General features: G+C 57.8%; 7 protein-coding genes. 4 read left to right on the top strand and 3 right to left on the bottom strand.

The genetic code is table 11. The annotated features are described in order from the left end of the window. From RCH93_RS14325 to RCH93_RS14315, 3 genes are all read right to left on the bottom strand, one after another. On the bottom strand, positions 1-664 hold a 664-nt coding region (locus tag RCH93_RS14325), incomplete at its 3' end, for a hypothetical protein (RefSeq protein WP_306549095.1). Positions 665-798: 134 nt separating this feature from the next. Further along, positions 799-2,784, bottom strand: coding sequence for an EAL domain-containing protein (locus RCH93_RS14320; protein ID WP_306549094.1), 1,986 nt, complete (start codon positions 2,782-2,784; stop codon positions 799-801). 9 nt (positions 2,785-2,793) lie between these two features. Further along, a complete protein-coding gene (locus tag RCH93_RS14315; RefSeq protein WP_306549093.1) occupies positions 2,794-3,420 on the bottom strand; it encodes a transglutaminase-like cysteine peptidase in 627 nt (208 codons plus the stop codon). A 578-nt stretch (positions 3,421-3,998) separates the two neighbouring features. Between RCH93_RS14315 and RCH93_RS14310 the strand changes: the two genes are divergently transcribed. The 4 genes from RCH93_RS14310 to RCH93_RS14295 all read left to right on the top strand — a co-directional run bounded on the left by RCH93_RS14310 (position 3,999) and on the right by RCH93_RS14295 (position 7,509). Continuing rightward, a complete protein-coding gene (locus RCH93_RS14310; protein ID WP_306549092.1) occupies positions 3,999-4,478 on the top strand; it encodes a DUF1456 family protein in 480 nt (159 codons plus the stop codon). Positions 4,479-4,535: 57 nt separating this feature from the next. Then, positions 4,536-6,119 carry an NAD(P)/FAD-dependent oxidoreductase gene (locus tag RCH93_RS14305; protein WP_306549091.1) on the top strand — a complete coding sequence of 528 codons (1,584 nt, stop codon included), beginning with the start codon at positions 4,536-4,538 and terminating at the stop codon, positions 6,117-6,119. A 136-nt stretch (positions 6,120-6,255) separates the two neighbouring features. Continuing rightward, positions 6,256-6,900, top strand: coding sequence for a YceH family protein (locus tag RCH93_RS14300; protein ID WP_306549090.1), 645 nt, complete (start codon positions 6,256-6,258; stop codon positions 6,898-6,900). Between the two features lie 174 nt (positions 6,901-7,074). After that, a complete protein-coding gene (locus tag RCH93_RS14295) occupies positions 7,075-7,509 on the top strand; it encodes a PilZ domain-containing protein (protein ID WP_306549089.1) in 435 nt (144 codons plus the stop codon). Positions 7,510-7,648: the final 139 nt, after the last annotated feature.

Here is a 7,648-nt window from a genome sequence, read left to right as displayed (position 1 = left end):
CCAACGGCGGGGCATAGAAAGGAATGTCCGTGAAAAAAGGGCCGGCGGGTATGTCTTTTGAGGGACTGCCGGCTGATGGCGTCAGGTTGGGGATACCGGCGGAAGGCGTCAGGGAGATGTCGTTGCAGCAGTAAGTCCGGGCGCTGCGGACTCCGTCGGTAATATACCCGTCGCCTTTGGGCAATCGGATTGGTTTTGACGTTTGCTTGATGACGGCGCCTTTGCGGTGCGTGACATACATAAACGTTTCTTCGGCCTGTTGGCCGAGCACGGCTTTTTCCCAGTTGAATCCTGCAAAATGAATCGAGAGCACCGGATCGTTTTCAACAATGTTGCGGAAGTCTTCAACGGTTTGGACGCTGTTTTTTGCGCAGACGCCTCTCCATTTGCCGTTGAGTTCGCTGCTGGCGTTGTCGATTTCACTGATGTTTTCGTCTCTGGTTGCTGCTTCGGCTGCGCCGCTTTCCTGGCTTGAGCGGATGTTGTGCGCGTCCTCTTTGGTTTCGCTCGGCGATTGTATCGTTATTCCTTCAAAGTCTTTGGCGGACAAATAAATAAACAAAGGCGCGAGCACCAGAAAGGAGGCAATAGACAGAATGGTTATGGCCTTTTTGCTGAAAATACTGAATTTTTTCCTGGACGTTGAGCGTTTTTTTCTCGGCATACACTGACCCTGAAATGGAAAAGACTCCCTTTTGAATTATCGATTTGATCGTGGATTCCCTGCCGTCATTAACCATAAGGTGTAGCCGATCATCGAAAAAGCAACGCCGCCCGTGGGGGGGCGGCGGCAAGCGTCTATTTTTTTGTCATCGAAACAGGTTGAGGCTGTTGGATATAAAAACCCTGGACAGCGTCGACATGCAGGGCTGACAAGGCCTGCCACTGACTTTCGGTTTCAACCGCCTCAATGATTATCATCATATCAAGACTGTGGGCGACATTACAAAGAGTATTAATAAAAAAACAACTATCGCTTTGTTCGTCCAGGCTTCCGGCGGTGATCGCCCGGTCGATTTTGACGTAATCCGGCAGGAGGGATTTGAGATAGCCGAAATGGGTCAAACCTTGCCCGAAGTGATCAATCCCCAGGCGGTGCCCATGGTGTTTAATCCGCTCGGCAAAGGCTTTGATCACTTCGCTGTGGCGATGGATCCGGAACTCGGGGAATTCAAAGTTCAGGCGCAGGTCTTTGCGGGCGCATTGGATTAACTGCCCATCGAGCCAGGAGGAAAATGCAGCGTCGGCCAACGAAAGCGGCGAGAGGTTGATAGCTATCCGGTGCGGCGTGAACTGATCGAGCGCTTGCTCCAGCAGCAATTCGATGATCATTTTGTCCAGGGCGGGCATCAGGCCCGAGCGTTCAGCCAAGGGGACGAACATCCCCATCGAGAGTTCCCGGTCGTCATGGGTGCGCACCCGGGCAAAGATCTCGTGGTGGATGATGGTTCCAGGGTCCTGGCGGCTGACCGTTGGTTGGGAGTAGAGAACAATGGCCCGGTTGGCGATGGCGTCGCGCAGCAATTCCATCCATTGGGTTTTGCCGGCGCACATGGTCGGATCGCCGTCCGCCAGGGGGAGCAGCGCAACCGTCCGGGCCTGATGATGTCGGGCGGTGTTCAGGGCAGTGTCGGCCCTTGCCAGCAACTGGGTGAACGGGGTTGCCTGTTCATAGAGAACGCCGCCGCAACAGACGCTGGCCTCGTGGGCGGGCGCTGCTCCCATGGCGGCGTGCAGGTGCAATTCGGTGAGGATGGCGTTTGCAATTTGCTGGGTGGTGTGCTCGTCGACATTCGGCAGCAAGAGGGCGAAATCTCCTCCGCTCAGCCTGCCGAGCAGGGCCTGGGGAAGATCCCGGCAACCCTGCCGGAGGATGGCGGCGATCTCCTGAAGGATGCGGTCGCCCTCCTGATACCCACTGGCCTGGTTGATTGCCTGCAGATCCTGGAGTTGAAAGAGCAGAAACGCGCCCTTGACAACGCCGTGTCTCGCTTCGTGTTTGGTTTCGTGGAGCGCCGTGATCTGGGCTTCAAGATACCGCCGGTTGCCGATCGAGGTCAGGGGGTCCTGGTAGGTTCGTTGGAGCAGGCTTTCTGCAATTGCCGCCTGTTCCTGAAAAAGTTCCCGCATTCTGACGGTGAGGTGGTTCATGGCCGAGACAACCAGCCGCAGTTCCCTGGTGCGGGGGAGGTGTTCCTGGACGTTGAACTGGCGATTGCACAGCGCCATGGCCTGTTCTTCGACCTGGCGCAGCGGTTTGAGGAGGATCCGCAGGCCGAGCCCGCCCAGCGCGGCAATGGCGGCGGCGGTGAGCGAAAACCAGAGGGCCGTGGTCTGGACGGCCTGCCAGAGCGCCAGGTAGGCGTATCCGGTGTGGCTTTCCACGGTGAGCGTCCCGGTCTGTTGCCAGCCGTGCTGCACCAAGGCGGTGGCCTGCGGGGCGGAGAGCGGCACGATGCGCATGAACCAGGCCGGAACCTGGTCCTCAGTCGCGTCAGCCCGGCGTTCGACCAACAGTTTGCCGTCAACGTCGCGCAGTTCGATCAGGCGATAAAACCCCTGATCAAACAGGGCGTTGATCATGGTTTCCATGGCCGGGATGTTGCTGCCGTTGGTCAGCGTGGTAAGCGAAAGTCCCAGGGAGGTCGCGGTTTCCTGGGCATGGACCTCCATCTGGTTGATGAGAAAAGCGCGGGTGCGCGTCAGTTCGCCCATCCACAGCCCGGCGCACAGGCAGAGGAGCACCAGCAGGGCGCTGAGCAGCAGTTGTTTATATAACGTCATCGAACAACCTCATTTTTGATGTGTTTCTTCGGCCATTCTGGCCAACAGCTCGCGCCAGGGCCGGACTCGGCGGCCATCGCCAATCCGCTCGCCTCGGCCTCGTGGTTTCTCCTTCCAGATGCCGGAGGCGTTAAAGCTGTAGACAGGCAGCAGGTCCGTTCTTCTCGAAGCAGGCTCTATGGCGTCGACCAGGCTGTCGAGGATGAGCGGTTCCGCGCCAGGGGCAGGATAATAGGCCAGGACCAGGTGGGATTGATTAAGGCGCAAGGCGGTAACGTAGTTCAGGGTCAGCTGTTTTTCCGCCATCCCAAGGGCCAGCAGGGTGAAATATTTGGCAACGGCGAACTCTTCGCAATCGCCGCCGGCACTGGCGAGAAATTCGATCGGCGTTGCCCAGTAATCCGTCTGTCCCCAGTGATCGGTATCGCTGACAAAGGGTATTTTGTTGAAAAAACGATTCACTTTGTTCAGCTTCGTCAGGTCGTCTCCTTCTTGAGAGCGCATGAGTTCCTGCCAGGCAAGCAGTCGCCGGCGTGCGGACGCGCCATATTGCCCCTCGGCTCGATGGAGGACGCGTTCGGTGAGCAGCAGGGATTCTCCAGTAACGGCCGGGGCGGCGGTGAGGATCAGGAGCAAAAAAAACGTCCAGCGGACAAGGCCCCAGGGCCTGCCGGCGGACAATCGCCCGGAACTGATCTTAAATCGCCACGCAAGAGAGGAATGCAATGGGAAAAACCCTGTGGAATTTGAGGGTTGACGCATGAGCCGCGCTTGCTATGCAAGGGTGCGGCAGAGCTGCGGGCAAGCAAGGCGCTGGGTCTGCGCACAGGTCAACGTCCTGCTTTTGTTTGCCATGTATGCTGGATTGTTCACCGCAACAATGCATACCATGTTTGCGCCTGGCGGCCATCTTCGTTCTGACGGCAGGAACATTTTTTTATCCAGGCGCCGACCGCCTCCACACGGGCGGAGCAATCCAACCAGGTTGGCAATCCGCCGCAAAGATGCTATTGATGCGCCTGTGTTCAGGCAATTGGGGATGTCTGCCTGTTGGCCCGGAGAGTTTCCGGGTTCTGTTGCACTTGACTCGGGTTTGACACCGGTTTGACTCGACGCAAGGTTGCGATTCGCCGCCCCCTGGCCAGGAAACGTGCACCCCGTGCAGGACTTGCAGCGGCGGCCCCTGCGAAAAAATAAGCGACCAAGGTAATCTTTTGAGAAATAACGACATATTACGAAGCATCCGCTACACCTTTGATTTCAGCGACGCCAAGATGACGGCCATCTTCGGCTCGGTTGACCCACAGGTGACGCGCGGGCAAATCATCGATTGGCTGAAGAAAGAGGACGAACCCACCTTCCAGAATTGCAGCGACCGGCACTTAGCGGCGTTCCTCAATGGGCTGATCATCGAGAAGCGCGGCAAACAGGAAGGGCCGCCACCTGAGCCTGAGCAGCGGCTCACCAACAACCTTATCCTGAAAAAATTGAAAATAGCCCTGGATTTGAAAGGCGAGGACATCTTGGCGATTATGGCCCTGGCGCGGTTTCATATCAGTGAGCATGAAGTCAGCGCCCTGTTTCGCCGCCCGGACAATAAACACTACCGTCTGTGCAAGGATCAGATTTTGCGCAATTTCCTCAAAGGCGTGCAGCGTAAATACCGGCCCAATGCGCTGGTCGCGGAAGCCTGACGGCGTGCGGCGTGCTGTGGAACGTGTTGGCGCCGTGAGCAACGACCGGGGGGTGCTTTGAAACTGCTCTTGAGCAATCTGAAAATCCCGGTGGAACAAGATGGGGCGGAGGAGCCGGCCAAGGCCGCCGCGCACCAGTTGCAGGTCGGCGTTGATCGCGTCAATGTATTAAAAATATTGAGCAAATCAATAGACCTTCTTGATCAGGAGCAGTTCTATTACAAGTGGTCAATCGTGGTGCAGGTGTCGGGCGGCTATGACAATCCGCAGCGGTTGCCCTTGTACCAGGAACCGGTCGAAGCGAGCCGGCGCGAGGCGACGCTGAAGGAGCGGCCGATCATCGTCGGGTTTGGTCCGGCCGGCATGTTTGCCGCGCTGGAGTTGATTGCACACGGGCTGCGGCCGATCATCTTTGAGCGGGGGAAAAAGATCGAAGAGCGCTCGGTTGACGTGCAGCGGTTTATCGCCAAAGGGGAGTTGAACCCTGAGTCCAACATCCAGTTTGGCGAAGGCGGGGCCGGCTCCTACTCGGACGGCAAGCTGTTTTCACGGCGAGACGGCAACACCAGTTCCGTCAACCGGGTGTTGCAGACGTTGATACAATTTGGCGCGCCGGAAGAAATCGGTTACATCGGCAAACCCCATCTGGGAACCGACGTCTTGTGTGAAATCGTTGCCAATATTCGGGAGCATGTCCTCGCGCACGGCGGCGAGATCCATTACCAATCCAAGATGACGGACCTCTTGATCGCCGGCGACCGGGCCGCCGGCATTGTCGTCAACAACGCCCAGGAATATTGCTCGTCCCACATCTATATCGCTTTGGGTCATTCCGCCCGCGACACCATGGCGATGCTGCACGACAAGGGAGTGGCGCTTGAGCAACGGCCGATTGCGGTTGGCGTGCGGATCGAGCATCCGGCCGCCGTCGTCAACCGCATGCGCTACGGCCCGAAATATCACAATTTCGAAGGATTGGGCGCAGCCACCTATTCCTTGAACTACACCAACCAAAAAAATCGTCGGGGCGTGTACACCTTCTGCATGTGCCCCGGAGGCGAGGTGGTGAACGCCTCCTCAGGCCAGGGGTTGCTGGTGGTCAACGGGATGAGCTACTCGCGCCGGGATTCGCCTTTTTCCAATGCGGCGCTGGTTGTCAGTTGCCACGTCGAGGATTATCCATCGGCCAGCCCGCTGGCGGGTTTGCAGTTTCAGGAGGCCATTGAGCGCAAAGCCTTTTGCGCCGGAGGCGGCGCCTGGGCGGTCCCTGCCCAGAATCTGCTTCATTTCCTAGGCGAGAGCCGTGATGCGGGAATTGGTGAAACCTCCTACAAGATGGGGGCGGTTGCTGCGGATTTGAAAGCTGTCCTGCCGCAATTTGTGATTGCGGAGCTGTTGACCGCGTTCGGGAAATGGCGCCAGGAAACGCCGCTGTTTGTTTCCGATCAGGCGATCTTGTTGGGGGCGGAAACGCGAACCTCTTCTCCGGTGCGGATCAGGCGCAATGAACGCTTTGAATCGGTGAATGTGAAAAATCTCTATCCGATAGGCGAAGGTTCGGGCTATACGGGCGGCATAACGAGTTCCGCCGCCGACGCCATCCGCGCCGTCTCGCAGCACATGGCGGAGGCGAGCCGGTGAGGCGTTGTCGCGGGCGAGCGCAGCATTCGGCAAAGACGAAGCCGATATAACCCAATTCGCTGTTTGGTGATTAAAAAATGGGCGGAGCGCGATGCGGTTTCGTGGTTCCGCCTGCTGAATGAAAGGAGTTCTTGCCATGGATGTTGTTCTCGACGCAATCGAAGTACGGGTGCTGGGCAGTTTAATCGAAAAGGAATTGGCCACGCCGGAATACTATCCGCTGTCGCTGAACGCCTTGGTCAACGCGTGCAACCAGAAAACCAACCGGTCGCCGGTGCTTGCGCTGGATGCGGACACGGTGAGCGAGACCCTGCGCGCGCTCAAGGAAAAGCACATCGTCTACCAGAGCGACGCCAGCCGCGTGGCCAAATACTGGCAGGGGTTTGCCAAGCAATACAATCTGGTCAATCGTGAAGCCGCCCTGCTCGGACTGCTGCTGCTGAGGGGTCCGCAAACGGCGGGAGAACTGCGCAGCCGCGCCGACAACCTCTGCGCCTGCGACAGCCTGGAGCAGGTGACGCAATCGCTCGACAATCTCATTTCCACCGGTCTGGTTGTTCAGCTGGCCCGGCAACCCGGCCAGAAGGAACAGCGCTACGCCCACCTCCTGGCTGGCGAACCAGAGGCGGAGCAGGCTGCCGCGCGGCCGGAAACGGTTGTGGTGGTCCGAAAGGCGGGCGATGAGCGGATCGCCGAACTCGAGCAGGCAGTGGCGATGTTGCGGGAAGAGCTGGATGGTCTGAAAAGCGCGTTTCTCGCCTTTCAACAGAGTTTCGAGTAAATCCCTTCCTGGTTTTTTCTGTGGCGCATCATCTCGAAAATGAGTGCTTTTACCTAGACATCGCCGGAGGAGGCTCTTATCGTATGAAGTCTATAAGGGGCACAAGGTGGTTGTGCGCTCAGGTTTTGTTGGTGATTGCTCTCTTGGCGCCAAGAGAAGAGCTGTGTGTTGGGCATGGAAAAGAAGGTTTCATGGGACGATATCCCCTCCCTTGACGGGCTTGGGGTGGATTGGGAGTACCAGCCGGAGACGCTGCTCGACAAGAGAGCGTTTGTTCGCCTGGGCATGGGGGCGGTGTGCCGTTTGGTTGAAGTGCGCGAGATCGTGGTGCGGCTAGTTACGCCCAAGCAGCAATACGAAGGGCCGCTGGTCGACGTCGGCGCAGGAGGGTGCGCGCTCAGTTTGCCGGTTCTGCTCGCAATCGATTCGCCGGTAAAGGTGGGTTTTTTTCTGGGCAGCGCCAAAATTATTTCCCGTGGACTGGTTCGCCACGCCAATGCCGAGGGCGGACGATTCATCACCGGGATTCAGTTCATTGATCTTGCCCCGGCGTCGGCGGAATATATTGCCGGCCTTTACGCGGCAAAGGTGTTCAGCCACGCGGTGTGAGCCGTTCTTTTAGCCTTGCTGTGCCCGTCGCAAAAAGGCGAGTCATTTTTGAAATGCAATAAGGTCGGCAAGCGTCCAGGGGCTTGCCGACCTTTCGTTTTTTGCGCCTATACGCCCATAGCGTGTCGTCAACACCTGG

This window comes from Desulfobulbus sp., from assembly GCF_030824455.1.
In the GTDB taxonomy this organism is placed as follows: Bacteria; Desulfobacterota; Desulfobulbia; order Desulfobulbales; family Desulfobulbaceae; genus Desulfobulbus.
The sequence above is the reverse complement of the archived record's forward strand: the minus strand, read 5'-3'. Positions and strand labels throughout refer to the sequence as shown.